Annotated in this window: 29 protein-coding genes, 1 tRNA gene and 1 pseudogene; 21 read left to right on the top strand and 10 right to left on the bottom strand. The window is 64.1% G+C overall.

The genetic code is table 11. The features are described from left to right. The first annotated feature begins 6 nt into the window (after positions 1 to 6). Complete coding sequence (locus tag H9L12_RS00830; RefSeq protein ID WP_118856151.1) at positions 7 to 1,584, top strand: ABC1 kinase family protein; 1,578 nt, start codon at positions 7 to 9, stop codon at positions 1,582 to 1,584. A gap of 253 nt (positions 1,585 to 1,837) precedes the next feature. Here H9L12_RS00830 and H9L12_RS00825 read toward each other — a convergent pair whose 3' ends face one another. The 3 genes from H9L12_RS00825 to H9L12_RS00815 all read right to left on the bottom strand — a co-directional run bounded on the left by H9L12_RS00825 (position 1,838) and on the right by H9L12_RS00815 (position 4,294). Continuing rightward, positions 1,838 to 2,422: a DUF5681 domain-containing protein gene (locus tag H9L12_RS00825; RefSeq protein ID WP_223177129.1), complete on the bottom strand. Its 585-nt coding sequence runs from the start codon at positions 2,420 to 2,422 to the stop codon at positions 1,838 to 1,840. A 166-nt stretch (positions 2,423 to 2,588) separates the two neighbouring features. Next, a complete protein-coding gene (locus H9L12_RS00820) occupies positions 2,589 to 2,933 on the bottom strand; it encodes a DUF5681 domain-containing protein (protein WP_187542227.1) in 345 nt (114 codons plus the stop codon). Next, a complete protein-coding gene (locus H9L12_RS00815) occupies positions 2,930 to 4,294 on the bottom strand; it encodes a site-specific DNA-methyltransferase (protein ID WP_187542226.1) in 1,365 nt (454 codons plus the stop codon). The genes H9L12_RS00820 and H9L12_RS00815 overlap by 4 nt, the downstream gene beginning before the upstream one ends. 73 nt (positions 4,295 to 4,367) lie before the next feature. On the opposite strand from H9L12_RS00815, the gene H9L12_RS00810 reads away from it, so the two are divergent. The 4 genes from H9L12_RS00810 to H9L12_RS13225 all read left to right on the top strand — a co-directional run bounded on the left by H9L12_RS00810 (position 4,368) and on the right by H9L12_RS13225 (position 6,554). Then, positions 4,368 to 4,619 carry a DUF3489 domain-containing protein gene (locus H9L12_RS00810; RefSeq protein WP_223177128.1) on the top strand — a complete coding sequence of 84 codons (252 nt, stop codon included), beginning with the start codon at positions 4,368 to 4,370 and terminating at the stop codon, positions 4,617 to 4,619. Further along, on the top strand, positions 4,616 to 5,017 hold the full coding sequence (locus H9L12_RS00805; protein ID WP_187542224.1) for a DUF2924 domain-containing protein: 402 nt from the start codon (positions 4,616 to 4,618) through the stop codon (positions 5,015 to 5,017). The genes H9L12_RS00810 and H9L12_RS00805 overlap by 4 nt, the downstream gene beginning before the upstream one ends. Continuing rightward, on the top strand, positions 5,014 to 5,862 hold the full coding sequence (locus H9L12_RS13230; protein ID WP_246450470.1) for a recombinase family protein: 849 nt from the start codon (positions 5,014 to 5,016) through the stop codon (positions 5,860 to 5,862). Before H9L12_RS00805 ends, H9L12_RS13230 begins: the two co-directional genes overlap by 4 nt. A gap of 182 nt (positions 5,863 to 6,044) precedes the next feature. Beyond that, positions 6,045 to 6,554: a hypothetical protein gene (locus tag H9L12_RS13225; protein ID WP_246450469.1), complete on the top strand. Its 510-nt coding sequence runs from the start codon at positions 6,045 to 6,047 to the stop codon at positions 6,552 to 6,554. Between the two features lie 388 nt (positions 6,555 to 6,942). On the opposite strand, the gene H9L12_RS00795 is transcribed toward H9L12_RS13225, so the two are convergent. Beyond that, a tRNA-Ser gene (locus H9L12_RS00795) sits at positions 6,943 to 7,032 on the bottom strand. Positions 7,033 to 7,141: 109 nt separating this feature from the next. Here H9L12_RS00795 and H9L12_RS14030 point away from each other — a divergent pair. From H9L12_RS14030 to H9L12_RS00770, 6 genes are all read left to right on the top strand, one after another. After that, positions 7,142 to 7,387, top strand: coding sequence for a hypothetical protein (locus tag H9L12_RS14030; protein WP_343060428.1), 246 nt, complete (start codon positions 7,142 to 7,144; stop codon positions 7,385 to 7,387). Beyond that, a complete protein-coding gene (locus tag H9L12_RS14025; RefSeq protein ID WP_343060427.1) occupies positions 7,384 to 7,821 on the top strand; it encodes an SDR family NAD(P)-dependent oxidoreductase in 438 nt (145 codons plus the stop codon). The genes H9L12_RS14030 and H9L12_RS14025 overlap by 4 nt, the downstream gene beginning before the upstream one ends. Positions 7,822 to 7,858: 37 nt before the next feature. Continuing rightward, positions 7,859 to 8,206 carry a heat shock protein HspQ gene (gene hspQ / locus H9L12_RS00785; RefSeq protein WP_187542223.1) on the top strand — a complete coding sequence of 116 codons (348 nt, stop codon included), beginning with the start codon at positions 7,859 to 7,861 and terminating at the stop codon, positions 8,204 to 8,206. A 130-nt stretch (positions 8,207 to 8,336) separates the two neighbouring features. Then, positions 8,337 to 8,843, top strand: a complete 507-nt coding sequence (gene rplU, locus H9L12_RS00780; RefSeq protein WP_187542222.1) for a 50S ribosomal protein L21 — start codon at positions 8,337 to 8,339, stop codon at positions 8,841 to 8,843. Between the two features lie 3 nt (positions 8,844 to 8,846). Further along, positions 8,847 to 9,119, top strand: coding sequence for a 50S ribosomal protein L27 (gene rpmA / locus H9L12_RS00775; protein ID WP_187542221.1), 273 nt, complete (start codon positions 8,847 to 8,849; stop codon positions 9,117 to 9,119). A gap of 178 nt (positions 9,120 to 9,297) precedes the next feature. After that, positions 9,298 to 9,843, top strand: a complete 546-nt coding sequence (locus H9L12_RS00770; protein ID WP_187542220.1) for a GNAT family N-acetyltransferase — start codon at positions 9,298 to 9,300, stop codon at positions 9,841 to 9,843. A 4-nt stretch (positions 9,844 to 9,847) separates the two neighbouring features. Here H9L12_RS00770 and H9L12_RS00765 read toward each other — a convergent pair whose 3' ends face one another. After that, complete coding sequence (locus H9L12_RS00765) at positions 9,848 to 10,726, bottom strand: metal-dependent hydrolase (protein ID WP_187542219.1); 879 nt, start codon at positions 10,724 to 10,726, stop codon at positions 9,848 to 9,850. 81 nt (positions 10,727 to 10,807) lie between these two features. On the opposite strand from H9L12_RS00765, the gene H9L12_RS00760 reads away from it, so the two are divergent. Next, positions 10,808 to 11,368 (top strand): TetR family transcriptional regulator, encoded by a 561-nt coding sequence (locus H9L12_RS00760; protein ID WP_246450465.1) that lies wholly within the window; start codon positions 10,808 to 10,810, stop codon positions 11,366 to 11,368. 97 nt (positions 11,369 to 11,465) lie between these two features. Further along, positions 11,466 to 11,732 (top strand): hypothetical protein, encoded by a 267-nt coding sequence (locus H9L12_RS00755; protein ID WP_187542217.1) that lies wholly within the window; start codon positions 11,466 to 11,468, stop codon positions 11,730 to 11,732. Here the strand turns inward: H9L12_RS00755 and H9L12_RS00750 are convergent, their stop codons facing one another. Then, positions 11,733 to 12,308, bottom strand: coding sequence for a PEPxxWA-CTERM sorting domain-containing protein (locus H9L12_RS00750; RefSeq protein ID WP_187542216.1), 576 nt, complete (start codon positions 12,306 to 12,308; stop codon positions 11,733 to 11,735). A 140-nt stretch (positions 12,309 to 12,448) separates the two neighbouring features. On the opposite strand from H9L12_RS00750, the gene obgE reads away from it, so the two are divergent. Then, positions 12,449 to 13,492, top strand: coding sequence for a GTPase ObgE (obgE, locus tag H9L12_RS00745; RefSeq protein ID WP_187542215.1), 1,044 nt, complete (start codon positions 12,449 to 12,451; stop codon positions 13,490 to 13,492). After that, positions 13,489 to 14,394, top strand: a complete 906-nt coding sequence (locus H9L12_RS00740) for an NAD-dependent epimerase/dehydratase family protein (protein ID WP_187542214.1) — start codon at positions 13,489 to 13,491, stop codon at positions 14,392 to 14,394. Before obgE ends, H9L12_RS00740 begins: the two co-directional genes overlap by 4 nt. Here the strand turns inward: H9L12_RS00740 and H9L12_RS00735 are convergent. Then, a complete protein-coding gene (locus tag H9L12_RS00735; RefSeq protein WP_187542213.1) occupies positions 14,391 to 14,993 on the bottom strand; it encodes a Pycsar system effector family protein in 603 nt (200 codons plus the stop codon). The two genes, H9L12_RS00740 and H9L12_RS00735, sit on opposite strands and share 4 nt — an antisense overlap. 112 nt (positions 14,994 to 15,105) lie before the next feature. On the opposite strand from H9L12_RS00735, the gene H9L12_RS00730 reads away from it, so the two are divergent. From H9L12_RS00730 to H9L12_RS00720, 4 genes are all read left to right on the top strand, one after another. Next, positions 15,106 to 15,348 (top strand): acyl carrier protein, encoded by a 243-nt coding sequence (locus H9L12_RS00730; protein ID WP_187542212.1) that lies wholly within the window; start codon positions 15,106 to 15,108, stop codon positions 15,346 to 15,348. 7 nt (positions 15,349 to 15,355) lie between these two features. Continuing rightward, on the top strand, positions 15,356 to 16,558 hold the full coding sequence (gene spt, locus H9L12_RS00725) for a serine palmitoyltransferase (RefSeq protein ID WP_187542211.1): 1,203 nt from the start codon (positions 15,356 to 15,358) through the stop codon (positions 16,556 to 16,558). 68 nt (positions 16,559 to 16,626) lie between these two features. Then, complete coding sequence (locus H9L12_RS13220; RefSeq protein WP_246450462.1) at positions 16,627 to 17,193, top strand: CHASE3 domain-containing protein; 567 nt, start codon at positions 16,627 to 16,629, stop codon at positions 17,191 to 17,193. Positions 17,194 to 17,219: 26 nt separating this feature from the next. Beyond that, on the top strand, positions 17,220 to 18,584 hold the full coding sequence (locus tag H9L12_RS00720) for an ATP-binding protein (protein ID WP_246450459.1): 1,365 nt from the start codon (positions 17,220 to 17,222) through the stop codon (positions 18,582 to 18,584). Here H9L12_RS00720 and H9L12_RS00715 read toward each other — a convergent pair. Continuing rightward, positions 18,541 to 19,401, bottom strand: a complete 861-nt coding sequence (locus H9L12_RS00715; RefSeq protein ID WP_187542210.1) for a hypothetical protein — start codon at positions 19,399 to 19,401, stop codon at positions 18,541 to 18,543. The two genes, H9L12_RS00720 and H9L12_RS00715, sit on opposite strands and share 44 nt — an antisense overlap. A gap of 4 nt (positions 19,402 to 19,405) precedes the next feature. Further along, entirely contained in the window at positions 19,406 to 20,383 is a 978-nt protein-coding gene (locus H9L12_RS00710; protein ID WP_187542209.1) for a diacylglycerol/lipid kinase family protein, read from the bottom strand. A 189-nt stretch (positions 20,384 to 20,572) separates the two neighbouring features. Here H9L12_RS00710 and H9L12_RS00705 point away from each other — a divergent pair, with 189 nt between their 5' ends. Together H9L12_RS00705 and lptG are read left to right on the top strand one after the other, a co-directional pair. Then, on the top strand, positions 20,573 to 21,784 hold the full coding sequence (locus H9L12_RS00705; protein ID WP_246450457.1) for an LptF/LptG family permease: 1,212 nt from the start codon (positions 20,573 to 20,575) through the stop codon (positions 21,782 to 21,784). Next, positions 21,781 to 22,883 (top strand): annotated as a pseudogene (gene lptG, locus H9L12_RS00700) (LPS export ABC transporter permease LptG). Before H9L12_RS00705 ends, lptG begins: the two are co-directional and overlap by 4 nt. Here the strand turns inward: lptG and H9L12_RS00695 are convergent. Beyond that, a complete protein-coding gene (locus H9L12_RS00695; protein ID WP_187543098.1) occupies positions 22,884 to 23,954 on the bottom strand; it encodes a fatty acid desaturase family protein in 1,071 nt (356 codons plus the stop codon). It abuts the pseudogene before it with no gap. Positions 23,955 to 24,054: the final 100 nt, after the last annotated feature.

Here is a 24,054-nt window from a genome sequence, read left to right as displayed (position 1 = left end):
GAACGCATGCGGGAGCGTGATCGCTTCGCGCAGCTCGTCACACTTCTCGGGCGGCACGGGATGCGCGGTCTGAGCGCAAAACTAGGTTTTGGCTCACCAGACGATGGGCAGTTCGTCGATGCCCGCCCCGATGCGGTCGTCGCGCTGCTCAGGGATATCGGACCGGTTGGCGTCAAGTTTGGACAAATCCTCGCCATGCGCAGCGATTTGCTCGGCCCTCAGTGGATCAACGCCCTGTCAACCTTGCAGGACCGCGTTCCGGCCGTTCCCTTTGAGGAGATCGCTCCGGCGGTTGAGGATGCGATCGGCGGTGATCTGGACAGCTACTTCTCGAGCTTCGACCGGGAGCCGCTTGCCGCCGCGTCAATCGCACAGGTTCATGCCGCGACGATGCTCGACGGGCGATCGGTCATCGTCAAAATTCGCCGTCCCGGCATCGGCGCGATCGTCGACGCCGACCTCCGGCTGTTGCGCAGGTTTGCCCGAACGGCCGCAAACCGCATCCCCGAACTCGCCAGGCTCAAGCCCGATGAACTACTCAGTCAATTCGCTGAGAGCCTGGACCGCGAAATGGACCTGTCGGCCGAAGGGCGATCAAGCGACTCCATTGGCGCATTTCTCGCCCCCTTAGGCGTCCGTACGGCTTCTTTTGAATGGGAGTTGAGTGGAAGGCGCGTCAACGTCCAGCAGCGATTGATCGGTACGCCTGCGACAGATCTTGATCGTGCGCGTGAGGCCGGGGTCGATTTACAGGCCGTAGCGCGCACTTACGCACAGGCGATCTTGCGGTCGATCATCTTCCACGGGCAGTTCCATGCCGACCCGCATCCGGGCAATGTGATTTTGCTGCAAGACGGGTCGCTTGGTTTCATCGATTTTGGCGCGGTTGGTACGCTTTTGCCGCGGCGGCGTGATCAACTGGTCCAGCTCGCCCTTTCTATCGCGTCCGACGATGTTGCCGGGGTAGCAGACATCCTGATGATCTGGGCGGGGGATCCTGAAGTGGATCGGGACCGGCTGGAGTTCGCGCTGGGCGAATTGATCGATAGCTTCAAGGATGTTGTGCTCTCGAACGTCGATCTTTCCAAAATCTTCGAGCAGGTCTTCCGTCTGCTGCGGGAGTTTCAGCTGGCATTGCCGCCAGATCTTGCTCTCGTACTACGAACGTTATTGACCGCCGAAGGGTTCGTTCGTCGACTGGACCCGGCGTTCAATATCGCTGATGAACTGGCGCCGGTCGCACGAGAGCTGATCGCCGAACGAACGAGCCTTATCACGCTCAAGAAGGAAGCAAAGAAGATCGGAGTGGCCTTAGCGCGTGCAACGCTGAGCACTCCGGAAATCATCGGGCAAATCGATAAATTCGCTCGCACTGGGAAAATACCCGTGACCATTTCCGCGACCGATCTTCAAATCCTTTCGCGGGCCTTTGAAAAAAAGCCAGCGAGCAATCCAGGCGTGATACCGGCAGCACTGTTGATTTCGGCTGCGATTCTCTCATCTGATTGGCCAGTTTTGGCTGTTTGCAGCGCAGCTGCCGGCGCGCTGATGATATTGCGAACATGGATACATCGCAATTCCTAGCCTCGAATAATGATTCTGCCTTCCCTTTGCTTCGTCGCGGCGTGCAACGCGGTCTCTAAAACATCTTTGATGGGACGGCGGGGCTTGCGAAACTCGCTTATTCTTCAGACCGGAAATCGAATCTTGTGCCAGTTTGCGTGGAACTGGACCTCCGGTTGGTTCAAACCCCTTTTCGCAGCATCGGGATCGAATGTCTGCTTTCCGAAAAGCAATTTTTGGCTCTGAATGACCGCGAAGGGCGCAAAGCAGGCGTTCAGGAACGCGCTTCCCACCAGTCGGGCCAGACCACTTTCTCTGGCGTTCGCGTGGCGGCTACCACGACCTGTTGGTCAGCCAAGGTCAGTTTGCCCGGCTTCAGCCTATTGACGGCAACTTGGACAATCCAAGGTTTGAGAGCGTAGCGTGCGTCCTTAGTATAGGGATGGAGCTTCACGGCCATTCCAAGCGCATCTATCGCTTGGCCGACACTTCCTGGACTGACGGACTTGCAAACGATTGTGCGCGCTAGCGTTTGTTCCTCCGGCCTTTTGCTACGCGCGTCCTCGATCGCAGCTAAGGCTGCTCGGGCGGCGGCACTGTCCCCTTCCAACCCTTTTTTTGTGAGATGCAACAGGAACGCCTCCGCAGCAGTAACCCGACGCTCGCGACCTCCCTCGCGGATCGTCACCATCTGGCCGAGAATGTGGTCATACGGGAGGCCCCGCTTCCGATTTTTAGGGCGACCTTTCGGGTTGCCGCTTTGACCCTTCTTGAAGCGATTAGAAACCGGCGGTTTCCCATAGCCAAGCTCAGGCTCATCACGCCTTGATTGAGTCATTATCTGGAACCCCGCGACCATTTAAGATTTTGCGGATTGAGGGCGCACATCTTAATGCCCTCAATGTCCTTGGTATCGAGGACACGACGACCAGGTCGGCTGATGCCGGCCTGAGCTGCCCAATCGGACATCTTCATTCGTGTGCCATATTTACAGAGGCGATCGGTCCACTTGGGATCAGGGACGGTTATCCCCAACAGCAGCATCGCATCGTCGGCGTTTCGCGGGTCTTCTTCCCACTTCCATTCCATCGCGTATGGAGCCCGGGAGGCGCAGTCTTCAAGACTGCCGCCTCTCGCTTTGCGATCATCTTGAGCACCGCGCGCACGGCCATTTTGCTGCCCTTCAAAGCTCCTTGATACGTCTGCAACTCGAGAGCTTCGTCGACCGAAATCTCCTGCTCAACGCCACCTTGGGAGGAAGACAGCTTTTTGTCGAAGATGATGTCGAAGGCTGAGACATTTGGTCGTCGTGCCTTGGGACGGCCATTGGGATTGCCGCTCTGTCCTTTGACAAATCGACCGCCACTCATGCCGCCTTCTCCAGTCGAGGCGTGCCGCCCGTCATCTGGGCCCATCGCTCGACGGCAACATCGACGTAGGCAGGATCGATGTCGCAGCCGCGGAAGCGGCGACCTGTGCGCTCGGCAGCAATCAATGAGGTTCCCGATCCCAGGAACATGTCGAAGACGAGGTCGCCTCGCTTCGTAACGTCCTGGTAGGCGTCCGCCACCATTGCGACGGGCTTGACGGTCGGATGAAGGGCGAGGTCCTCACGCCGACTGCCGGCCATCGAATTGACGGACGGGTAATCCCAGACATTGGTCCGGTTGCGGCCATACTTGCCGAGCTCAACCATGTTCGCATGCGCCGCCGAGCCTACCCGATAGACGAACACCATCTCGTGCTTCGACCGGTAGAGCGAGCCCATGCCGGCGTTGCTCTTGTTCCAGACACAGATGTTGAGAAGCTCATCGTAAATGCCGGCGCCTATGGCGCTGACGTCGTCGAGGTGACGCCAGTCCATGCAGATGAAGTGAACTGCGCCGTTTCGAGAGACCTTTGCGGCAGCGCCAAGCGTCTCGCGCAAGAACGTGCGAAACTCGCTGTCGGTCATTTCACCGGACGCCATCGCGAATTCGCGATGCCTGCCTTTGGTGTTGGCGTGGCCGTTGATCTTCACATTGTAGGGCGGGTCCATGAAGGCGGCGTCGATCGACTGGCCATCGCCGACGACCCGCTGGAGGAACTCGACATCGCGGCCGTCTCCGCATCCGATGCGATGATCCCCAAGGATCCAGATATCCCCAACTTTCGTCTTTGGATCGTTCGGGACAGCCGGGATGATTTCCTCTGCAGGGTCGTTGGCGGCTTTCAGGACCACGTCGATCTCGCCGGAAGCGAAGCCGGTCAGCGACAAGTCGAAGTCGACGTCGAGCGTGGCAATGTCCGCCAATTCGAGTTTGAGGATTTCGAGGTCCCAACCAGCATTCAGGGCAATCTTGTTGTCGGCAAGGCGAAGCGCCTTCTTCTGCGCTTCATTAAGGTCGAGAAGTTCAATGACGGGTACTGTGGAAAGGCCAAGCTCCTTGGCCGCTCTTAGTCGGCCGTGCCCGGCAATAAGCGTGCCGGTTTCGTCGACCAGGACTGGGTTGGTGAACCCGAAATTCCGGATCGACGAGCACAGCTGCTCGATCTGCTTCTTGGGATGGGTCCGCGCATTGCGTGGATCCGGTTTGAGATCAGCGATCGGCCGGTAGATTACCGACAGATCGCGGCGACTGGGGTGCGCCCCGCGACACTCTTGCTCATGCGTTGGAACATAGCGCGAACCTACACTCTTTTCAAAGCGGTAACCTATTTCGGACTGGATGAGCCTGTGGATATTGGGCATGGTTTGTTCTCCCCGACGCGGGGCTCGTCTCGGTAGCGGCGCCAACTTCTGGCGCCCGAGCCGGAGAACGAAGATGACCAAGCCTAAATCGAAGATGAAGACTGCCCACACTGCGCCTGAGCGACCGCCATCAAAACTGGACCTGCTCGTCACGGCGCTAGGCAAGAAGGGCGGTGCAACGATCGATGAGCTCGTCGTCGTCACCGGATGGCAAAAGCACTCTGTCCGGGGCGCCATGTCCGGCTCGCTCAGGAAGAAGGGCTTCACGGTTACGTCCGAAAAGATCGACGGCATCCGCCGTTATCGCACGGAGCTGTCCGCGTGAGCACGTTGCTCCAAGAGGAAGTAGCGGCCGTTGAGCAGCTCGACCTCCATCAGCTTCGCGCAGAATGGGAACGTAGATTCGGTCCTGCGCCACGCTTCCGGTCCGAAACCCTACTGCGCCTGATGCTGGCCTGGCGAATGCAGGCAGCCGTGCACGGAGGGCTCGACGGGGAAACTCGTGCAGCTCTCCGAAGACGGGGCGCGGTCGAGGCCGAGGGCAAGCACCTTGGCGTCGGCGCGACACTGAGGCGCGAGTGGCAGGGCGAAGAGGTCGAGGTCACCGTCACGCCCGGTGGCTTCCGCTGGCGCGACCGGGAGTTCAAGAGCCTGTCCGCCGCGGCGACAGCGATTGCCGGGTCCAAATGGAATGGCCCCCGCTTCTTCGGATTACGTCCATGAAGCGCTGCGCTATCTACACCCGCAAGAGCTCCGAGGAAGGCCTCGAACAGGGCTTCAATAGCTTAGACGCTCAGCGCGAAGCGTCGGAAGCGTATATCCTCAGCCAGGCTTGTGAAGGCTGGGTGGCTCTCCCCGAACTCTATGATGACGGCGGTTACTCGGGCGGGTCGATGGAGCGTCCCGGCCTCCAGCAGCTTCTTGTCGACGTTCGCGCTGGCAAGATCGATGTCGTGGTCGTCTACAAGATAGATCGTCTCACCCGTTCGCTGGCCGACTTCGCGCGGATCGTCGAAACCTTCGATGCCGCCCACGTCAGCTTTGTCAGCGTCACCCAGGCGTTCAACACCACCAGCAGCATGGGTCGACTGACCCTCAACGTCCTGCTTTCATTCGCCCAATTCGAGCGCGAGGTCACTGGCGAGCGCATCCGCGACAAGATCGCCGCATCGAAGGCCAAGGGCATGTGGATGGGCGGTCTAGCGCCGCTCGGCTACGACCTGCCGACAAACGGTAGCCGGGCTTTGGTCGTGAATGAAGCCGAAGCGGAGGTCGTTCGGTCGATTTTCCGAACTTATCTCGACCTGCAGTCGGTCCACCGTCTCCTTGTCCATCTCGAACAGGAGGGCATCCGCTCGAAGATGCGGGTCACAGCGAAAGGTCGAAAGCTTGGCGGGCAGCCCTTTAGCCGCGGAGCCATGTTTCACCTGCTTCAGAATCGCGTTTACGTCGGCGACATCGTTCACAAGAGCCAGACCTTCGGGGTCAGCATGAAGCCATCGTTGATGCTGACCTGTTCGATCAGGTTCAGGCGATGCTCGCCTCCCACCGTCGTGAACGGGTCATAGTGCTTACCGAGATCAGCCCGCTGGCAGGCAAGCTATTCGACGCGAGTGGTCGGCGATTGTCACCGACCCATTCGCGCGGCGCTCGCGGCGTCCGCTATCGCTACTATCATCGGGCCAGTGCGCCAGGCTCGTCGGTTCGGATTCCGGCCAAGCAGCTTGAGGGCTTTGTACGCGGAACCGTTATGGCGCTCTTGCCCGACGCAGCCGATCCGATCGAGACGGTGTACAGGGCACAGCTCAGCGATGGCGAGATGGCTCTTAGCTTTCCGGCGAGGCTCGCGCGAACGCTGAAACGGAACCTCAGCCATGACCAATCGATCGATCCCCACCCGACTGACGCTGATCTGATTTCCGTCCGCGTGCCGGCAACCTTTGGGATGACTCGTCGCGGTCCGTCGATCCGTGCAACGAAGTCCTTTGCACCGAAGCGCGACGACGTATTGATCAAGGCGCTTCGTGCCGCGCACGGTATGCTTGCCCATTGTCGAAATGGCATTCCAACTCTCGAGACGGTGCCTGCCCCCAGGTACGATCGCCGCGTCATTCGGCTCGCCTTCCTGGCGCCCGATATCCAGCGCGACATCATCGATGGGCGGCAGCCTGCTGGCCTCAAGCTGGAAGACCTGGTCCGCAACCCCATGCCATCTGATTGGGACGCACAGCGTCGCTGGATCCAGCAACTTTCGTCCTGACCTGTTTTCCCGCGAAATTGCCTGATCCGAGCGATCAAATACCCTGATATGGTCGATTAAATGCCCTGTTATGGCGAATAAGAGGGAGGGGCTTCCGACGAACAGGAAATGACGGTTTTCGAGGAAATTTTCATAGCAGACGCGCCACGCGTCGGCTCAGGATGCCTGTTTCGGAGCCCGATTTGACGAATTTTCCCTGTTAGCAGCCAAACAGGTCAAAGGGTACCGACTAGCCTCCGACCGGAGACTGGCCATCGGTTTATATCGCGGATTGCCCCTGTTTCGGCCTATTCGAGGAAGGCCAAGGCCCGATACGCGGATAATTGTACGCGCCTGTTCCGAGGCTTAGCTAAGGGCTCTCGGACAAGAGAATGGTTTCAGGGGTGCGTGGCGGAGAGGGTGGGATTCGAACCCACGGTACCGTTGCCGGCACGCCGCATTTCGAGTGCGGTGCTTTCGACCTCTCAGCCACCTCTCCGCATGACAAGACGGTGCTGGCCGGACGTGCCGGCGCTTCAGGTCGCGGCGGCCTCTAGCAGCGGTTTGGCTGCTTGCAAAGCCCGCGTCGCGCGGGTCTGATAAGGGCCATGAAAGCCATCGTCATCGGCGCGTCGGGCGGCATCGGCGGTGCCCTCGCAGCGGCGCTGGGAGTGAGAGGGGATCAAGTCACCGGGCTGTCGCGCCGGTCGGTGCCCGCCATCGACCTGGAAGACGAAGCGTCGATCGGTGCGGCCGCGGCGGGCTGTCCGGCAAGGGGCCGTTCGACCTGCTGGCCGTTGCCAGCGGCCTGCTCCACGGTGACGGGATCGAGCCGGAAAAGGCGATCCGGATGACCAGCCAGCAGGCGTTCGACCGCTATTTCCGGGTCAATGCCACTGGACCGGCGCTGGTCGTGCGCGACTTCCTGCCACTGATGCGGACGGACGGCCGAGCCGTCATCGCCATCCTTTCGGCGCGGGTCGGGTCGATCGGCGACAACCGGCTTGGCGGCTGGGTCGGCTATCGCGCGTCAAAGGCCGCGCTCAACCAGATCATCCGGACCTTTTCGATCGAACTGGCGCGGACCCGGCCCGGCCTGATCCTGGTCGGCTTCCACCCCGGCACGGTCGACACGGGCCTGTCGGCGCCATTCCAGCGCAACCTGCCCGACGGACAGCTGCTGACGCCGACGCAGAGCGCCCGGGCCCTGATCGGCGTCATCGACGCGCTGACGCCAGCAGACAGCGGCGCGTGCCTTGACTGGAAGGGCCATCCGGTCCCCGCCTGATGCTTGCCTCGCCCGCTGGCGGCATTACATATGAAGCATGTCCGCGCCCACGCCTTCCACCACCTCCCCCGCCCGCTTCACCATCGGCGAAGTGGTTCGCCACCGGCTGCTCGATTTCCGCGGCGTGATCTTCGACGTCGATCCGGAATTTTCGAACAGCGAGGAATGGTACCAGGCGATCCCGGAACATATGCGCCCGGCGAAGGAGCAGCCGTTTTACCACCTGCTCGCCGAGAATGCGGAATCGAGCTACGTCGCCTACGTCAGCCAGCAGAACCTGGTGCTCGACGACGAGGCTGAGGAGGTCGACCATCCCGCGCTCGATTCCATGTTCGAAGGCTTCGACGGACAGCGTTACAAGCTGAAGCCCGGCCTGAAACACTGATCCGCGCTTCCCGCGCGGTTGACAGAATCGGCATGAGCCCATAGGCGGCACGCTTCCCGCGCGGGGCGTCTGTGCCACGCGGCGCTTTTCCTCGCGCGGCAAAGATTTCTGACGGAAAGTGAAAGAGCCCATGTTCGCTATCGTGCGCACGGGTGGCAAGCAGTATCGCGTTGCCCCCGGAGACAAGATCGTCGTCGAAAAGCTGGCTGGCGAAGCCGGCGACACGATCGACCTGACCGACATCCTGCTGGCGGGCGAAGGTTCCGACCTGAAGTCAACCGACGGCCTGACCGTCGGCGCCAAGATCGTCGCGCAGGCGAAGGGCGAAAAGGTCACGGTGTTCAAGAAGCGCCGCCGCCACAACTATCGCCGCAAGCGGGGTCATCGCCAGCAGCACACGATCCTCGAGATCGTGTCGATCGGCGGCCAGAAGGCGGAAAAGAAGGCCGCTCCGAAAGCCGCGACCAAGGCTGACACGCCCAAGGTCGAGACCAAGGCGGACGCCCCGGCCAAGGCCGAAAAGGCGGCCAAGCCCGCGGCCGTCAAGGAATCGTCGACAACTGATGCTGCACCTGCTAAGGCCGCAGCCAAGAAGGCAGCCCCGAAGGCCGCCGCCAGCAAGACCGAGAAGAAGTAAGTCATGGCACATAAGAAAGCAGGCGGCTCGTCGCGTAACGGCCGTGATTCGGAATCGAAGCGCCTCGGCGTGAAGAAGTTCGGCGGCGAAGTCGTTCGCGGCGGCAACATCATCGTGCGTCAGCGCGGCACCCGCTGGTACCCGGGCGACAACGTCGGCCTGGGCAAGGACCATACCCTTTTTGCGCTTACGGACGGTCGCGTCTGTTTCCGCGACGGACGCCAAGGCCGCAAATTCGTACACGTCGAAGCCATTATGGCAGAGGCAGCGGAGTAATCGGGACCGGTCGATAAAGGGCCGCTCCCAAGAGGGGGCGCCCGGACAGGTCCACGAAAGCGGACTCGAAAAGGGAGAAGAGGGAAGCCCCCTCTCCTCCCTTTTTTCATGCGTCCAACTCTTCTCCCGAAACTGTCACGAAGCGGCCCTAGCTGGGCTGCGGGAGAAGGAGGAAGTGATGTTCGCCCGCACCGAACGACTGTTGTTGAGACCCGGTTTCCCTGAGGACGCGCCCGCGCTGGCCGGCGCGATTGCCGACGAACAGATCGTCCGCAACCTCGGCAGCGCTCCCTGGCCTTATGGCCTGGCCGACGCAAAGGCAGGCTTGTCCAAGCCGCAGGATCCCGGCCTTCCCAGCATGCTGATCTTCGAACGGACGGCCGCCGCGCCGCGCCTGGTCGGGGGCTGCGGCCTCAACCGCAAGCCATCCGGCGCGATTGAAATGGGCTACTGGATCCGCCGCAGCGATTGGGGTCGCGGTTTTGCCAGCGAAGCGGGCACGGCACTGATCGACATTGCGCGTGCGCTTCGCCTCGACCGGCTGGAAGCTGGCCACTTTGTCGACAACCCCGCCTCGGCGCGAGTGCTCGAGAAACTCGGGTTCCGTCCGACCGGGCTGAGCGCGCCCCGCTTCAGCTGCGCCCGCGGAGCCGAGGTCGTGACCAACCTCTACCGCCTGTCGCTGGTGTCGCGCGGGTGCGAGGACTGTCCCCGCCGGCGCTAGCCGCCTAAGCCGCCTTGTGGGCCCGGCGAACCTGTCGTGCGGACGGGTTCGACGGGGTCGCCATTGCCTCATATTCGCGGATCAGCGCGCGGTCGTCCTCGTTCCACGGGTGGAAGCCAGGCATGAAGAAGGCCGCCCAGGCACCAAAGATCTTGCGGAACATGCCCGGCGCGACCCACTGGAACCATAGCATCCGCGCCACCGCGCGCGGCCCGGTGATGCCATCCTGGCGAAGCAGTTCGAGCGCGCCGGCGGTGCGGTCGACGATGAAGTTGCGGGTGACGTAGAGCATCACCTTGGCCTTGACCGTCCACCGCTTGCGGCGCGTCCAGTCCTTCGTCGCATGGAGCCAGGTATCGTAGGCGACGCCCTTGTGTTCGATCTCCTCGCTGGCGTGCCACCGCCACAGCTCTGCGGTCTGGGGATCGGCGTCCTTCAGGTGGCGCGGATCGGCAAGCAGGGCGTGGGCCAGGATTGCGGTAAAATGTTCCAGTGCCATGGTGGCGGCCAGGCTGACGATCGGCGGCTTGCCCTTGGTGACGGCCAGCCGCTCGGCGACCTTGGCCTCAAGCCGGGTGAGGTCGTAGCCGGAGTCCGCCGCCCGTCGATTGAACGCCAGATGTTCGCGGCTGTGGACGACTTCCTGCGTCGTGAAATTGCGGATGTCCTCGGCAAGGCGCGGTGGCACGCCGTCGCGGTAGGCGCGGACGCTCTCCACGAAAAAGGCCTCGCCCAGCGGGAAGGTCGCCGACAGTGCATTGTAGAGCGCGGTGCCGACCGGGTCGCCATTGAGCCACCAACGCGGCGTCTGCTCATCGCGACCGAAACGGCGATCGCGCGGGATGATGGTCAGGTCGGTCGGGGTCACGCTTGCGGCAGTCATCGAACCACTCCACACTCTCTTGATGTTCGAAAATGCTTATTGCTGACATAAATGTCAATAACATTGCCGATTCGTAAACGGATGAGTTCCGACGAAAGCCGTACCGCGGCGGTCGCGGCGGCCCGCGCCCTGCTCCGCGACGAGGGGGTGGCAGCGATCACGCTAAAGGCGGTCGGACTTCGCATCGGCCGGACCCACGCCAATCTTCTCCACCATTTTGGGTCGGTCGCCGGCCTCCACCGGGCGCTGGCCGAAGACATCGCCCATCAGGTCGCCGGGTCGATCACCGGGTCGATCGGCCGGATGCGGCGCGGCGAAGTTCGGCTGCGCGACGTTATTGGCGAAATGTTCGACGCGTTCGAGGAACAGCGCGTTGGCGAGCTGATGGCGTGGGTGGTCCTCACCCGCCAGCGCGAGGCGTTGCAGCCGGTCGTCGATGCCATCGCCGGGGTCGTCCGCGACATTTCCGAACCCGGCGATTCGCGTCCTCTCGACCAGGCAACCCTTGGCCTCGTCCTGCTTGCCATCGGCGACAGCCTTGCCGGCTCGGAGGTCGCGCGCGCCTGCGGCCTGCCCCGCTCGGCCGCACGCGACATCGGCGTCAGCCAGGTCATCGCGGTGCTCGCGGGCAAACGCGACTAACGCGCTTACGCCGAACGGGCGCCCCGGAACGCCAGTCCGAACTTCTTTATCCGCCCATCGCGCCTATCCTTGGTCCTCAAGAAGGAGCGAGAGTCGGATGGGTTGGTTGATCGGGCGTACGGAAGCAGTGTCGAACCCGGAACGGGCGCGGCAAAAGGCACTCGCCAAGCTGCAAGCGCTTTCGGAAATGGACGATGCCGAAACGCTGGTCGTGCCGATCCTGCTCGACGCGCTGCTGCTGGTCGAATCCTACCGCGGTGCCAGGCACCAGATCACGTTCCTGCCGGAACTCACGCAGAGCGTCGATGCGCTGCTGCGCGAGATCACCATCGTCGAAAAGGCGGACGCCTTCGCCGACGCCTGATCATCCGGCGGCCTGCAGGACCGAACGTCGTTGCCGGCGGAGGCCGAAACCGATCGCGCCGAAGCCGAGCAACATCATCGCCCATGTCCCCGGCTCCGGCGCGATCGATAATTGGCCGTCGAAGGCGTAATTGACGATCGACGGCCTGACCGCACTGTTGGTCGTGCCGATGCCGGAGAAGGCACCGGTCGCCCCGGCGAACAGGCCGGTACCGCCGGTCACGAGATAGTCGAGGTTGATGGCCGACAGGCCCGGCGTTCCGGTCGGTGCGGAACTTCCCGACAGGCTGCCCAGCAGATTGCCCTCGGCGAAGCTCAGGGTGAAGGTCCCGACGATCGGCCCGCCCGCCGCGCTCGCCAGGCATATGGTGTGCCCATAGGTGAAATTGCCGATGTTCGAGGTGCCGGTGGTCGTCGCCGGATCGATCGAGCCGCCGAACGGAAGCGGCGCGCAGGTCGCCGAAGGCCCTGCGACGCCAAGCCCGCTCATGACTCCAGTGAATGTCGTCGACGCCTCGGCGCCAGTCGGCGCCAGCAATGTTGCCGCCGCGGCCAGAAGAAGTCGTCCCTTCATCATTTCCTCCCTCGTTCGAGATGGGGTCACGGTGCTGCCGCCCGTGCACCCCGCGCCATGACGGAGTCCTCATCATCCGCCGATGAACTCCTGACCGACTCCTCCGTTGGCCTTTGCCCGTCGCTTCGCCTAAAGGCGCAGCCATGCATTTCCTCGACCAGGCCAAGATCTTCATTCGCTCCGGCGCGGGCGGTCCCGGCGCGGTCAGCTTCCGGCGCGAAAAGTTCATCGAGTATGGCGGCCCCGACGGCGGTGACGGCGGCAAGGGCGGCGACATCGTTTTCGAGGCCGCGCACGGCCTCAACACGCTGATCGACTTCCGCTACACGCAGCACTTCCGCGCCCCGCGCGGCAAGGGCGGTGCGGGCAGCAACATGACAGGCGCCGGTGGTCGCGACCTCGTCATCAAGGTGCCGGTCGGAACCCAGATCCTTGCCGACGACGAAGAACGCACGCTGCTCGCCGACTTCACCGAGGAGGGCCAGCGCATCCACTTCCTCAAGGGCGGCGACGGTGGGCGGGGCAATGCCAGCTACAAGACGTCGACCAACCGCGCCCCGCGCCAGCACGGTCTGGGCTGGCCGGGCGAGGAAATGTGGGTTTGGCTACGCCTCAAGCTGCTCGCCGACGTCGGCCTGGTCGGCCTGCCCAACGCGGGCAAGTCGACCTTCATCAACGCGGTCAGCAATGCCGGCGCGAAGGTGGGCGCCTACGCCTTCACCACGCTCAGGCCGCAGCTTGGCGTCGTCAGCCATCGCGGCAGCGAATTCGTCGTCGCCGACATCCCCGGCCTGATCGAGGGCGCGGCGGAAGGCGCCGGGATCGGCGACCGCTTCCTCGGCCATATCGAGCGCTGCCAGGTCCTGCTTCACCTGGTCGATGCCAATGACGAGGACGTCGCGACCAGCTACAATATCGTGCGCGGCGAGCTCGAGGCCTATGACGCCGGCCTTGCCGACAAGCCGGTGGTACTCGCGCTCAACAAGGTCGACACGCTCGACCAGGAACTGATCGACGCCCTGTCGGCGGAGCTCGAGGAGGCCAGCGGCCTCCCCGTCCTGCCGCTCAGCGCGGCCGGCGGCATCGGAGTGGACGCGGTGCTCGAAGCATTGCTCGACCGGCTGACGCTGGCCAAGGAAGGCGGCGATGATGCGCCGGCGGAGGAAGAGCCCTGGTCGCCCCTGTGACGCTGGCGGTCACCGGCGGCACCGGCTTCGTCGGATCGCGCCTGATCGACCTCGCGCTTGCCGGCGGCCACCGCATCCGGGCCCTCACCCGCCGACCGCAGGCGCCCCGCGAGGGCATCGACTGGATCGAGGGCGCCCTCGACAACGCCGAAAGCCTGCGCGTTCTTTCCACCGGGGCTGACGCGGTCATCCACATCGCCGGCGTCATCAATGCGCCCGACCGCGCTGGTTTTGAAGCGGGCAACGTCATCGGCACCGGGATGGTCCTTGCCGCCGCGCGCGAGGCCGGGGTTGGCCGCTTCGCCCACGTCAGCTCCCTGTCGGCGCGCGAGCCGCAATTGTCGCACTACGGCGGCTCGAAAGCCCGGTCGGAGGCGCTGGTCACGGCATCGCCGTTGCCTTCGGCCATCGTCCGCCCGCCGGCCGTCTATGGCCCCGGCGACCGCGAGACGCTGGAATTGTTCAAGATGGCGAAGCGCGGGGTGATCCTGATGCCGCCGGAAGGGCGCCTGTCGCTTATCCACGTCGACGACCTCGCGCGCTTGCTCCTGTCGCTCGCCCGGCCCGACGCACCGAGTGGACTGACGGTCGAGCCTGATGACGAACGTCCCGGTGGATGGAGCCACAGGGAATTCGGCGAAGCCCTCGGCGATAGTGTCGGCCGCAAGCCGCTCATCCTGTCCGCTCCGCGTCCCGTGCTGCAATGGGCGGCGAAGGCCGATACGATCCTGCGGGGTTCGCGGGCCAAGCTCACGCCCGACCGCGCCTCCTACTTCTCCCACCCAGACTGGGTCGTCGACCCGGCGCGGCGTCCGGATGCCTCGCTTTGGCGGCCGGCCATCGACACGAGGCAGGGCCTTGCCGACACTGCCTGCTGGTATCGGGACAAGGGTTGGCTCTAGCGCATGGCGAGCTGGAAGATCAGGACGATGGCCGTCACGACCATGCCGTAGAAGAAGAAGGTGTAGCTCCAGTAGAGCCACTTGTATTTGTTGTCGCGAAGGACGTGGCCATGATCCCACAGGTCGCGCGCCAGCCGACGGTAAACCTCCTCCTCCGACGACAGGACGCGCATCACTTCGTCGACATATTCCTCGCGCGGGCAGTCGATGTAGCTGCCGAAGAACAAGATGTTCACCTTGCTAGCCGGGATCGGCGCCTTGGCTTTCCGCATTCGGTTGGGCCGCACGGTCATCACTCCGAACAGCGTCGCGATGAACGAAAAGCTGGTCAGCGCCAGGATGGGCAGGTCGGTCCTGCCCTCGGCGAGGTTGCCGATCGAGATGGAGAACACGACGAAGCTTGCGCCGAGCAGGATTGACGCCTTCGAATCCGCCATTTCCGACAGCGTCATGTTGGTCTGGTTGGCGGCCATCAGGAGGTTGTGCACCTCCTTCGGGAATTCATAGTCCGGGTCGCCGAGTACCGGCTTTCGCGGCGCCGGCGGCGAGGCCGCGATCACGGCCTTCTCAGACGATAGCTCCGGCCGATCCTCGCTCATCAGCGCCCCCTGCGCTCATGCAACAGCCTAATGGCCGCGAAGGCAAGCCCCCGCGCCTCTTTCCCGCCCGATTTGATTGCGAAAGGCGCCCCTCCCGATTAGGACGCAGCGCATGACGAACCGAGCCGACACCGACGCCAAGGTCAAAAGCCTTATCGAGCCGTTCAACAAGAAGGGCATCGAGGTGACCGACAGCACGCGCTTCGCTCAGGACCTCGAATGGGACAGCCTGACCGTCCTCGATTTCGTGGCCAACATCGAGGACGAGTTCGACATCCTCATCACGATGAACCAGCAGGCCGAGATCGAGACCGTCGGCCAGCTGGTCGACGCGGTCGAGAAGCTCAAGGGCTGAGCGGTCGATGACCGACCTCTTCTCCAAGTTCGACCCGCTGATCGAAACGCGTGAGCAATTGCTCGCGACTGGCCTCACCGATCCGTTCAATCTGGTGATGGAGCGGGTGGTGTCCCCGACTGTCGCGATCTGCAACGGCCGTGAAACGGTGCTGCTCGGCACCTACAACTACATGGGCATGACGTTCGACCAGGATGTCATCGCCGCGGGCAAGCAGGCGCTCGACGAATATGGCTCGGGCACGACCGGCAGCCGGGTGCTCAACGGAACCTACGCCGGGCACAAGGCGTGCGAAGAAGCGCTCAAGGACTTCTACGCCATGGACCATGCCATGGTGTTTTCCACTGGATACCAGGCCAACCTTGGCATCATTTCGACCATCGCCGGCAAGGACGACTACATCGTCCTCGATATCGACAGCCATGCCTCTATCTATGACGGCTGCGCGCTGGGCAATGCCAACATCGTCCCCTTCCGCCACAACGACATCGATGCCCTCGAAAAACGGCTGAAGCGCCTGCCCGAGGGCGCTGGCGTGCTGGTCGTGCTTGAGGGCGTGTACTCGATGCTCGGAGACATCGCGCCGCTGAAGGAGATGGTCGCGGTGTCGAAGGCGCACGGCGCCATGGTGCTGGTCGACGAGGCGCACTCGATGGGCTTCATCGGCGAACATGGCCGCGGCGTCGCCGAGGCCCAGGGCTGCATCGACGACGTCGATTTCATCATCGGCACCTTTTCCAAGTCGGTCGGCACCGTCGGCGGCTTCTGCGTCTCGAACCACCCGAAGTTCGAAATCATGCGGCTGGTGTGCCGACCCTACGTCTTCACCGCCTCCCTGCCGCCGTCGGTGGTCGCCACCGCCGCGACCTCGATCCGCAAGCTGATGCACGGCGCGGACAAGCGCGCGCACCTGTGGGAAAATTCGAAGAAGCTTCACGCGGGCCTGAAGGCGCTCGGCTTCCAACTCGGCACCGACGAGCCGCAATCGGCGATCATCGCGGTGATCATGCCCGACCTCGAGAAGGGCGCGGCGATGTGGGAAGCGCTGCTTCACGAGGGTCTTTACGTGAACCTGGCGCGCCCGCCCGCGACTCCAGCGAACATGACCCTGCTGCGCTGCTCCCTTTGTGCCGAACATAGCAGCGAGCAGGTCGACCAGATCCTCGGCATGTTCGAAGCGGCAGGCCGGGCGACGGGGTGCATCGGCTGAGTTGCTTGGGGGTTTCGCGCCGTGCCGCTGAGGTCTAGAACGACGGGATGACGGCCGAAGAGGAGCGCATGGACTGGCGCCGGGGGGGCGCGGCTGCTGGCGGCCTTATCGCCGCGCTGATCCTGCTCGGCATGGTGTTTCTCGTCACCATGTCCAACCAGGCCCGCGACACCGCGCTCGACGACGAACGCCATACCTACGACGTGACGTTGCTCACGCGGACGCTGGACGCGACCATCTCGCGCTCGGAAGCGGCGCTCGGCCGCTTCGTCCTCGACGAAAATGTCGAGGGAAGCGGCAACATCTATCTGGGGCAATGGCGCCTGGCCGGGCAGCAGATTGACGAACTCGAGCGGCTGATCCGCAAGGAACCGGAGCAACGTCCCCGGATCGAGGAGTTGCAGCGACTTTACCAGAAGCGCGGCGAGGAGTTCGCGCTTGCCGCGCGGGCCACCGCGGCGGGACGGGGGCCGGGGGCACCGGATATTATTACGCCGCGTCGCGCTCGGCGACCGGCGAGGCGCTACGGGCCAAGCTTGCCGAGATTGCCAACGCCGAGCGGCAGACCCTCACCAACAGGATCCAGGAAACCCAATATTTCGCGGCCCGTGCCGACCGGCTTACCGATTATCTGAGCTGGCTCGGCCTGATCGTCGGCGTCATGGCGATCTTCCTTGGCGCCGTCGCCGTGGTCGCACTTCGACAGAACGCGCTCGCACGCCGCCAGGTCGAGGACGAGACCGAGCGCGCGCTGGCGCTGGAGCGAGCGGTTGCCGAACGTACGCAGGAACTGAGTGACGCCAACGAGGCGCTGAAGGCGGAGGCGATAGAACGTCAGGCGGCAGAGGCGCAGCTTCGCCAGGTGCAGAAGATGGAGGCGGTGGGCCAGCTCACCGGCGGAATCGCGCACGACTTCAATAACATGCTGGCCGTCGTCGTTGGCGGTATCGACCTTGCCCGGCGGCGCCTTTCCGGGCCGCGTCGCGATGTTCAGCTCCACCTTAACAACGCCATGGAGGGTGCCACTCGCGCCGCGGCGCTGACCCGGCGCCTCTTGTCCTTCGCGCGCTCCGAGCCGCTGCTTCCCGAACGGGTCGAAAGCCCGATGCTGATCATGGGCATGCGCGACCTGCTCGACCGTACACTCGGGGAACGGATCAAGGTCGAAACCGATCTGCTGGACGACGCCTGGCCGGTGTTCGTCGACAGCCACCAGCTTGAAAACGCGATCCTCAACCTCGCCGTCAATGCGCGCGACGCGATGGACGGTGACGGGACGCTGACCATCAGTCTCGCCAATCGGACGATGACCGCCAATGCCGTCGGCGACATCCAGCCCGGCGACTATCTGGAGATCGCGGTCAAGGACACGGGCTGCGGCATGACGCCAGAGGTCCGGGAGCGGGCGTTCGAACCGTTCTTCACCACCAAGGAAGTCGGCAAGGGCACTGGCCTCGGCCTCAGCCAGATCTTCGGCTTCGCCCATCAATCGGGCGGCGAGGTCGGGATCGAAAGCGAAGTTGGTAAGGGCACGACGGTGTCCCTCTACCTGCCGCGCACCCAAGCGCAGGCGACCAACGTCACCGTCCACCCGGCCGCCCAGCGGGTCGATGAGGACTTCACCGTCCCCGGCGCGCGGATCATGCTGGTCGAGGACGACGCGCGCGTGCGCAACGCGACCGTCGATGCATTGGAAGACCTTGGTTACGAGCCGGTCGCATGTTCCGGCGGGGCCGAAGCGATGGAGCGGTTCGCGGAAGAAGACTTCGACCTTGTCATCTCCGACGTGGTCATGCCCGAAATGACTGGGCCCGAACTGGTCCGCGAGCTTCGCCAGCGCCGGCCCGATATCGCCGTCCTGTTCGTCACCGGCTATGTCGGAGAGGGCGAAACCGACGACCTGATCGGCTACGAATTGCTTCGCAAGCCCTTCACGGTCGGGGCCCTCGCCTCGGCGGTCGCCACCTCGCTCGCGCGCCGGTCTAGCGGATCGCGCCCGAGCGAACCAAGCGCGGCAGCAGGCTGATAGCGGCCAGCAGCGGGTGCCGCCGCTGCCAAGGTTTCAGTGTGATGTTCGTTCCGGCGTGGCGGTTGATCTTCCACGCGATATATTCCGCGCCGCCGGCGTAGGTCGCGCTGGCCTTGGCCAGGCGAAGGACTGACAGCGCCTTCCCTTCGATCCGGCGCCGCGCCCACCCCCCGCCAATGGCGCTCGCCGGAATCGCCGCAATGGCGGGTTCGCTGAATCGACGGTAACGGTCCGGGTCGGCATCGACCACCGACTGGCTGCGGCCTTTCCGCTCGGCACGGAGTTCCGACGAATAGGTCAGTGCGAAGGCACGCCGCCACCAGTCGAGCGGCGCTTCCCCCGTCACCTTTCCGGCGGCCGCGAGGAGCGTCGGCGCTGCCCGCGCAACTGCCCTCGCTGCGGCGCCGCGCGCCGCTGCGTCGGCTGACCACACCAGCCGTGATGGCTGTGCGAAGCGCGCCCAGACCGAGACGTTGCGGGTTTCCGGGCCGCACAGCCGGTGGAAGTCCGATTCGCTCAACACCGCATATTTCGCGGCGAGCCCGTCATGCTGGAATGGGAAGACGTTGGGCGGGATCAACCTGTTGGCGGTCGCCAGCCAGCGCCTGTCATAGGCCGCGCGGTAGTCGGAAACGATCAGGTAGAAATCGAGCATGAGGCCGTCGAGCTGCTTTTCGCGAAGGCACGACCCGTAGAACAGTACCGCCCGGCTGGCCGCGCCGTGGCGGGCGGCAATCGCCTCGGCCATGGCCGAAACCCGCGCGTCGACCGGCTCGGCCAGCTCGGCGGCGACCAGGTCGGTCAGGCTTTGCATGGGCTCAGGCGGCGAGGCGGACGAACGACAGCGGATTGGTCCGCCGCAGCAGGATCGGCTTGCCGATTTCGGCGCGGAACGTCTCGCCGTCGAGGATGACTTCGCTGCGGTCGCCCTCGATCGAAATCTCGTCCGCTTCCTCGATATGGACGCCCGGCATCTTCACCCGGCCCAGCCGTCCGACCAGGCTGGCGAAAAAGGCGCGCAGCAGCGACAGCGGCTTCTGTTCCACCGCGACGAACTTGAGCACGCCATGGCCTTTGGCGGCAATTTCGCTCGACAGGAGGATCTTTTCCAGGGTCGTCACGAACATCAGCGCGAAGCGTCCGCGAAGCTCGCCCTCGCGGCGGATCGACACGCTGAGCTGCGCAGGCTCGGGCGGAAGGAAGCTGGCGCGAAGCCCGAACACCTGGCGCAGGATGACCGCGATCGCGGTGATGAAATGGCTGATGCCGTTTGGAAGGCCCAGCGGATAGATGCGGTGACGACAGTACAGCATGATGTCGGCCAGGCCAGCGCCGCCGAGGAACATGCCGATCACCGGCGGCGAGGAATCCGACCCCCCCGATAGCGCGATCAATTCCCGCGCCACGATGTGCGCCTTGATGTCGCCCCGCGCGATGGCGAGCAGTTGGCCGAGCGCCACCACCGGATCCCCGGCCGCGCCAAGGTCGAGCGCGATGAGGTTGGTCTTGCCACTCGGCAGCACCGCAACCGGCGGGGCATCTTCGGCAAAGTGACCGCCGTTGTGCAATTCGGTCAGCGCCGCCTGGACCGTGCCGTCGCCGCCGTTGATGACCAGCAACGCAGGCTGGACGCGCGCGATCGTCGCCATCGCCTCGCCGATCTGCGAGGCGCGCTCGACCTCGTAATGGAATACGTCCGGATTCTCGTCGCAGAACGCCCGAATTCTCGGCAATTGATTGATGTTGCCGGTGGACTTGGGGTTCGACAGCAGGGCGATGCGGGGACGGTTGCTCATCGGGCGCCGCCTGCGACTCGGGCGCCCGCACCACCGCCGAAGCGCATCGGATCAGCAGGGAAGCGAGAAATCCGCATGAAATCGGCATCCATTGGGCTATAGGCACGACAGCGCCCTTGCCCTTGCAGTGCGCCAGTTGCCGTTTTCCGGCTGCTTTGCGGCCAAATCATGGTGCAGGAACGACAAAAAGTGGGACGTTTGGGTCTGATCGACCGATATCTGGCGCGGACGATCACCGTCCCGCTGGTCGGAACGCTGATCCTGGCGGCGATGCTGCTCGTCCTCGACAAGATGCTGCGCCTGTTTGATTTCGTCATCAACGCCGGCGGACCGGTCAGCGTGGTATGGCGGATGCTGGCCAACCTGTTGCCCGAATATTTCTCGCTCGGCATCCCGATCGGCCTGCTGCTCGGCATCCTGCTCGCCTTCCGCAAGCTGGCGCTGTCGTCCGAACTCGACGCCCTGCGCGGAATCGGCGTCGGATATGGCCGCCTGCTTCGCGTGCCCTACATGTTCACCATCGGGCTGATGGCACTCAACATCTTCATCGTCGGCTGGGCCGAGCCCTATTCGCGTTACCGCTACGAAGGGCTGCGCTTCGACCTTCGCTCCGGTGCCCTCGGAGCGGCGATCAAGGTTGGCGAGTTCAATACCTTCTCCAAGCGGATGACGCTGCGCATCGACCGCAGCGAGGAGAAGGGGACGAAGCTCTACGGCATCTTCACCGCGCTCGATGACAAGAACGGCACTCGAGTTTCCGCCACCGCGGCCGAGGGGCAATTCCTGGCGACCGACGATCCTGACACCATCATCTTCCGGTTGAAGCGCGGCCGCCTGATCCAGGACAATGACAAGTTCGTCACGCCGCGAACCCTGTCGTTCAACAGCTACGACCTGCCCATCAACCTGCCCGCCATCGACCCCTTCCGGGGACGCGGGTCGGACGAAGACGAGCTGACGATTACCGAGGTGGCGCAGCACGCCTACGGATCCGGTGACGAAACCCGTGAGCACCGGCTGGCGGCACGGTCGGAATTTCACTTCCGGCTGGTCGAGGTGGCGATGATGCTGATGCTGCCGTTGCTGGCGATCGCGCTGGCGGTGCCGCCCAAGCGATCGTCGAGCGCGCTCGGCATTTTCGTCGCGATCGTGATGGTGGTCACCTACCACAAGATCAACCAGTACGCGCTAGGCATGGGATCGCGCGGAAGCGTGATGCCCGAGGTCGCATTGTGGGTGCCGTTCATCGGCTTCGTCGCGCTGATCGGCTGGATGTACCACATCATCGCCCATCGCCCCGGCGGCCAGCCGATCGGCGCGCTGGAGGCCGCGTTCGCCAAGCTCGGCAAGTCGTTCCAGCGCCTGCTCAAGCGCACGAAGCGGGAGCCGGCGGCGGCATGATCAATTTCGATTTCCTGCCATCGCGCCAGATCACCTTCTACATGGCGCGGCTGTTCCTGACCCGCTCGCTTGCGGTTCTGATCGCGCTCGTACTGGTGCTGATGACGCTCGATTTGCTTGGCGAATCCGGAAAAATCCTGGCGGTGCCCGGGAACAGCGAGGCGGATCTGTGGCGCTACGTGGGCCTGCGCCTGCCGCTGCTCGCCGCGCGCTTCCTGCCGTTTTCGGTACTGCTCGGCACGTTGATTGCCTTCACCAGCCTCAACCAGAACAGCGAGGTGGTGGCGATGAAGGCCGCCGGCCTGTCCGCCCACCAGATCCTGGCGCCGATGGTCATCGTCAGCTTCTTCGTCGCGATCGCCACCTTCGTCTTCAACGAGACGGTCGTCGTCCGCTCACAGCGCGAAGTGACCGCTTGGAGCAATGCCGATTACCGGAAGGTCCCGCCGCAATCGAACGTCACCAGCAACGTCTGGCTGCGCGCCGGTGACGACCTTGTCCACGTCGACCAGCTTTCCGGACGCGGCGCCCGCCTGACCCTGCAGGGCGTCGACATCTATGGCCGCAGCGGCGGATCGGTGGTCAGCATCACCGAAGCCGAGAGCGCCGTTCGCGATCCCGCCACCAACGGCTGGACGCTCCGCAACGGGCGCCGGTACGACGCCGCGCAGGGCGTGGTGCGCCGATTCGACTCGATGGCCGCGCTGCCCGGCGTTGCCCCGACCGCTTCACGCTGGCCAAGGTTGTCCCCGCCGAGCGCGACTTCTTCGACCTGAGGCAGGCGATCGCAGAGCTGGAGGCTGCCGGTCGCCCGACCGACGAGGCGCTGACCGGCTGGTGGCACAAGCTGTCGGGGCCGATGTCGGCGATCCTGATGCCGCTGCTGGCGGCAATGGCGGCGTTCGGGCTGGCGCGGTCGGGACAGGTGCTGCTGCGCGCGACGATCGGCATGGCGCTGGGCTTCGCCTATTTCGTCGTCGACAATTTCAGCCTCGCGCTGGGCAATGTCGGGGCCTATCCGCCGATGCTGGCGGCCTGGGCACCCTTCTTCCTGTTCCTGTTGATCGGCGAAACGGTGCTGATCCGGAGCGAGGAGTAGCTAGCGGCCCGAGGTCCAACTGCTGCGTGCCAGCCGAGCGACAAGCGGCGACAGCCCGCGGTGGGTTGCCTCGTGATAGCTCGATCCCGCTTCCAGCTCCCTGACCAGCCGGCGGTGCGCTTCGCCCAGCGCATGATAGGGCAGGCCCGGCAGCAGGTGATGCAGCGCGTGATACCGCAGCCCCACCGGCGCCCAGAGCGCGGGCAGCGTGCCCGGCGGCGGGACATTGACGCTGTCGAGATATTGCGCCGTGACGCTCATCGGCTCGCCGTCATTTTCCCACAGATGCGCGACCAGCGTCCGCACCTGGTTGAGGAACATCGTCCCCGACGCAATGGCGAGGAAGATCAAGAAGGCGCGCAGCGGAATGACGCCCGTCGCGACCATCGCCACCAGCGCGATCGCCCAGATGCTGGTGGCGGTTTCCAGGATCGCCCAGTCGCGCGCGAAGGTCCCGGTCGGCCGCTGGCGGCGGAACAACGGGTTGATCTGGAGCCCCGAATAGCGCGCCACGACAAGGTCGCGCAGCTTCGGCGCGAAAAGCGACAGCGGCGCCAGAACGCCGAAGCGGAACAGCAACGCGACAGGGGCCAGCAGGGCGGCGACCAGGAACACCGGAAGCGTCCACGGCTTCATCAACGCGAGCGGGAGATATTCGGGGTCGTTGACGGTGCCATAATAGGTCTTGCCGTGATGCTGGTTATGGACACCCTCGTACATGAAGGACGGGATCAGCAGCGGAACGCCGACAATCATGTTCCATATCACGCGAAAGCCGGGAACGGCGTTCGGCTTGATGTGGGTCAGTTCGTGGATGAAGCTTCCGGCGCGGTACAGCGCCAGCACCGCGACCAGACCGCAGGCGACGGCGGCGAGCGTCGTCGGCGCCAGGATCGCCGCGGCCAGCCCGGCATAGCCGATCGTCGCCGACGCGATCAGGTCCGCCCAGTAAACGCGCGGATTGGCGACGTTGAGGTCGCGGGTCAGGTTCGCCGCGGCCTTCAGCATCGCCTTGTCGTCGCGGGTCACGCGCGTCGTCGCGGGTTCAACGATGGGATCGTGCAGGGCCATTTCGCTCATCATGGGCTGTTTCAGTCGGCGCCACTCGCAAAGGAAAATGGCACCATCAAGGCGGTCGGAGGTAGCAGGCGTCTCCTGAACCGCGCTTGAA

This window comes from Sphingomonas rhizophila, from assembly GCF_014396585.1.
Taxonomy (GTDB): domain Bacteria; phylum Pseudomonadota; class Alphaproteobacteria; order Sphingomonadales; family Sphingomonadaceae; genus Sphingomicrobium; species Sphingomicrobium rhizophilum.
Note: the sequence above shows the minus strand (reverse complement) of the source record. Positions and strands in the feature narration are given on the sequence as shown.

What these genes read in the sequence shown, in the direction of transcription:
- H9L12_RS00755 (WP_187542217.1), top strand. Translation starts at nt 11,466, where the DNA reads ATGGGTTGGTTGATCGGGCGTACGGAAGCAGTGTCGAACCCGGAACGG.
- H9L12_RS00715 (WP_187542210.1), bottom strand. Translation starts at nt 19,401, where the DNA reads ATGCAAAGCCTGACCGACCTGGTCGCCGCCGAGCTGGCCGAGCCGGTC.
- rplU (WP_187542222.1), top strand. Translation starts at nt 8,337, where the DNA reads ATGTTCGCTATCGTGCGCACGGGTGGCAAGCAGTATCGCGTTGCCCCC.
- H9L12_RS14030 (WP_343060428.1), top strand. Translation starts at nt 7,142, where the DNA reads ATGAAAGCCATCGTCATCGGCGCGTCGGGCGGCATCGGCGGTGCCCTC.
- hspQ (WP_187542223.1), top strand. Translation starts at nt 7,859, where the DNA reads ATGTCCGCGCCCACGCCTTCCACCACCTCCCCCGCCCGCTTCACCATC.
- H9L12_RS00760 (WP_246450465.1), top strand. Translation starts at nt 10,808, where the DNA reads ATGAGTTCCGACGAAAGCCGTACCGCGGCGGTCGCGGCGGCCCGCGCC.
- H9L12_RS13220 (WP_246450462.1), top strand. Translation starts at nt 16,627, where the DNA reads ATGGACTGGCGCCGGGGGGGCGCGGCTGCTGGCGGCCTTATCGCCGCG.
- H9L12_RS00710 (WP_187542209.1), bottom strand. Translation starts at nt 20,383, where the DNA reads ATGAGCAACCGTCCCCGCATCGCCCTGCTGTCGAACCCCAAGTCCACC.
- H9L12_RS00750 (WP_187542216.1), bottom strand. Translation starts at nt 12,308, where the DNA reads ATGATGAAGGGACGACTTCTTCTGGCCGCGGCGGCAACATTGCTGGCG.
- H9L12_RS00765 (WP_187542219.1), bottom strand. Translation starts at nt 10,726, where the DNA reads ATGACTGCCGCAAGCGTGACCCCGACCGACCTGACCATCATCCCGCGC.
- rpmA (WP_187542221.1), top strand. Translation starts at nt 8,847, where the DNA reads ATGGCACATAAGAAAGCAGGCGGCTCGTCGCGTAACGGCCGTGATTCG.
- H9L12_RS00815 (WP_187542226.1), bottom strand. Translation starts at nt 4,294, where the DNA reads ATGCCCAATATCCACAGGCTCATCCAGTCCGAAATAGGTTACCGCTTT.
- spt (WP_187542211.1), top strand. Translation starts at nt 15,356, where the DNA reads ATGACCGACCTCTTCTCCAAGTTCGACCCGCTGATCGAAACGCGTGAG.
- H9L12_RS00810 (WP_223177128.1), top strand. Translation starts at nt 4,368, where the DNA reads ATGACCAAGCCTAAATCGAAGATGAAGACTGCCCACACTGCGCCTGAG.
- H9L12_RS00730 (WP_187542212.1), top strand. Translation starts at nt 15,106, where the DNA reads ATGACGAACCGAGCCGACACCGACGCCAAGGTCAAAAGCCTTATCGAG.
- H9L12_RS00735 (WP_187542213.1), bottom strand. Translation starts at nt 14,993, where the DNA reads ATGAGCGAGGATCGGCCGGAGCTATCGTCTGAGAAGGCCGTGATCGCG.
- H9L12_RS00720 (WP_246450459.1), top strand. Translation starts at nt 17,220, where the DNA reads ATGGCGATCTTCCTTGGCGCCGTCGCCGTGGTCGCACTTCGACAGAAC.
- H9L12_RS00770 (WP_187542220.1), top strand. Translation starts at nt 9,298, where the DNA reads ATGTTCGCCCGCACCGAACGACTGTTGTTGAGACCCGGTTTCCCTGAG.
- H9L12_RS00830 (WP_118856151.1), top strand. Translation starts at nt 7, where the DNA reads ATGCGGGAGCGTGATCGCTTCGCGCAGCTCGTCACACTTCTCGGGCGG.
- H9L12_RS13225 (WP_246450469.1), top strand. Translation starts at nt 6,045, where the DNA reads ATGGCGCTCTTGCCCGACGCAGCCGATCCGATCGAGACGGTGTACAGG.
- obgE (WP_187542215.1), top strand. Translation starts at nt 12,449, where the DNA reads ATGCATTTCCTCGACCAGGCCAAGATCTTCATTCGCTCCGGCGCGGGC.
- H9L12_RS14025 (WP_343060427.1), top strand. Translation starts at nt 7,384, where the DNA reads ATGACCAGCCAGCAGGCGTTCGACCGCTATTTCCGGGTCAATGCCACT.
- H9L12_RS00820 (WP_187542227.1), bottom strand. Translation starts at nt 2,933, where the DNA reads ATGAGTGGCGGTCGATTTGTCAAAGGACAGAGCGGCAATCCCAATGGC.
- H9L12_RS00695 (WP_187543098.1), bottom strand. Translation starts at nt 23,954, where the DNA reads ATGGCCCTGCACGATCCCATCGTTGAACCCGCGACGACGCGCGTGACC.
- H9L12_RS13230 (WP_246450470.1), top strand. Translation starts at nt 5,014, where the DNA reads ATGAAGCGCTGCGCTATCTACACCCGCAAGAGCTCCGAGGAAGGCCTC.
- H9L12_RS00825 (WP_223177129.1), bottom strand. Translation starts at nt 2,422, where the DNA reads ATGGTCGCGGGGTTCCAGATAATGACTCAATCAAGGCGTGATGAGCCT.